This is a genomic window from Archangium sp., from assembly GCF_036388035.1.
GTDB lineage: Bacteria > Myxococcota > Myxococcia > Myxococcales > Myxococcaceae > Archangium.
Genome location: NZ_DASVSO010000861.1, coordinates 1 through 1,718, shown reverse-complemented (window position 1 = coordinate 1,718; position 1,718 = coordinate 1). Strand labels below are relative to the sequence as shown.

The following is a 1,718-nucleotide window of genomic DNA, read 5'->3' as shown; positions in this document are numbered from 1 at the left end:
CAACGGCGGCAACAGCTACCCCGCCAACGCGGAGCTGTACGACCCCGCCACCCACACCTGGTCCTCGGCCGGCTCCATGGCCTCGGGCCGCGGCGACTACACCGTCACGTCACTCTACTCGGGCAAGGTGCTGGTTGTCGGCGGCTACGGCGGCAGAATCCTCGCGACCGCGGAGCTGTATGACCCTGATACCAACACCTGGTCCTCGGCGGGTTCCATGGGCACGGGCCGTCACCTGCACTCCGCCACGCTGCTCTCCTCGGGCAAGGTGCTCGTCGTGGGGTCCGCGAACGGAGGCGGGAGCAATCCCCTCGCGACCGCGGAGTTGTATGACCCTGATACCAACACCTGGTCCCCGGTGGCCTCCATGGCCGTGGGTCGCTACGGCCCGACGCTGACACTGCTCTCCTCGGGCAAGGTGCTCGCCGCGGGGGGGTTCATGGGCACCGTTCCCGCCGCGACCGCGGAGCTGTACGACCCCGCCAGCAACACCTGGTCCGCAGCCGGGTCCATGGCGTGGAGCCGCATCGGCCACACGGCGACCCTCCTCGGGTCAGGGCAGGTGCTCGCCGTAGGCGGGTACAGTCAATCCGGCGGCATCCTCCGCCAGACGGAATTGTATCTGCCCTGAGCGCACTGCCTGCGTTGCTCTGCTCCGCGAAAGGTGTCGAAGACTTGGGTCCACTTCTAGTCGACTAGAAGTGATGTGGTTGGATGTGGTTGACTTCTAGTCGACTAGAAGTGAGACAGCTCACGGTGAGAGAGATTGAGGGGGGCGTGGACCTCTCAAACCCACGGGCACGTAGCACTTTCCCTGGTACTCGGCCTGATCCTCATGGCACGGCGGACGGCGCTCAAGAGCCATCCAGCAGCCACCGTTGATCGCGACCTCGTCCCGCCGGGTGCGGCAGGGGGGTCTGGCCTGATCCGAGAAGGGCTTGTCGGGAAGCGGGTAGGCGATACCCGTCGGGCTCCGCGGCGCGCCGTCGACCAGCACGGGGGACGGGCGCCCAGCGTCCGCCAGCTCACCGAAACCGGGGGTCGAAGGTGTCGGTGTGGAAGGAGCCAGCTCACGGTTTCCCGTGCCCAACAACCAGAAGCTCCCGCCCAGCACGAGCACGGCGAGTCCCACGGCCACCAATGCCTTCAGGGGAAGGGGCCTCAGCCACCGACCCATCGGCTCACGCGTCAGGTGGGCGCGCATCCTGGCGTTGTCTCCTACGGCGTCGAGCGCCGCGAGCAGCAGGGTGAGCAGGGTGGCCAGCTCCTTCAAGCTGCCCGAGGCCGGCGCCTGTTCCACCTCCAGGGAGATGAAGGGTGGCGTGGCCTGGAAGGAGGCGCGCACCCGCCAGCTCTTCTTGGGTGCCCAGGTGGGCCGTGGCCCAGGCATCATCACCAGGGCGGGGGCGCCCGTCTCGACGTTGCGCGCCTGGTGGATGTGGCCCAGTTCCGCCGCCGCGTGCTTGCTCCGTCTTCCGATTCGGAGCGGGCCCACCGTCCTGTCGTTCTTCTTCGTGGCCTTCATGTGCTGTTCCCTCCCGCGCATTCCTACCCCTCCCGAGTGGCGTCAGCCAACGCGCGGGGCACACGCTTCATACCACGGCCGGAGTTCCCTCCAAGGGGAGAACCCGCGAGGTCATGCCCTTGTACGGAGTGCGTCCCTCGAGAGGGAGTGGAGCCGGGGCCGAAGGAGGAGAGCCCTTGGCCTGCAACAATGA

General features: G+C 67.6%; 2 protein-coding genes. One reads left to right on the top strand and one right to left on the bottom strand.

Annotated elements, in window-relative coordinates; all coding sequences use genetic code 11:
* The coding region (locus VF697_RS35470; RefSeq protein WP_331102078.1) for a Kelch repeat-containing protein at positions 1-631 on the top strand (631 nt) is incomplete at its 5' end.
* 120 nt (positions 632-751) lie between these two features.
* Here VF697_RS35470 and VF697_RS35465 read toward each other — a convergent pair.
* A complete protein-coding gene (locus tag VF697_RS35465) occupies positions 752-1,525 on the bottom strand; it encodes a hypothetical protein (RefSeq protein WP_331102076.1) in 774 nt (257 codons plus the stop codon).
* Positions 1,526-1,718: the final 193 nt, after the last annotated feature.

Coding starts and splice junctions, on each gene's coding strand:
- VF697_RS35465 (WP_331102076.1), bottom strand. CDS start 1,525: ATGAAGGCCACGAAGAAGAACGACAGGACGGTGGGCCCGCTCCGAATC.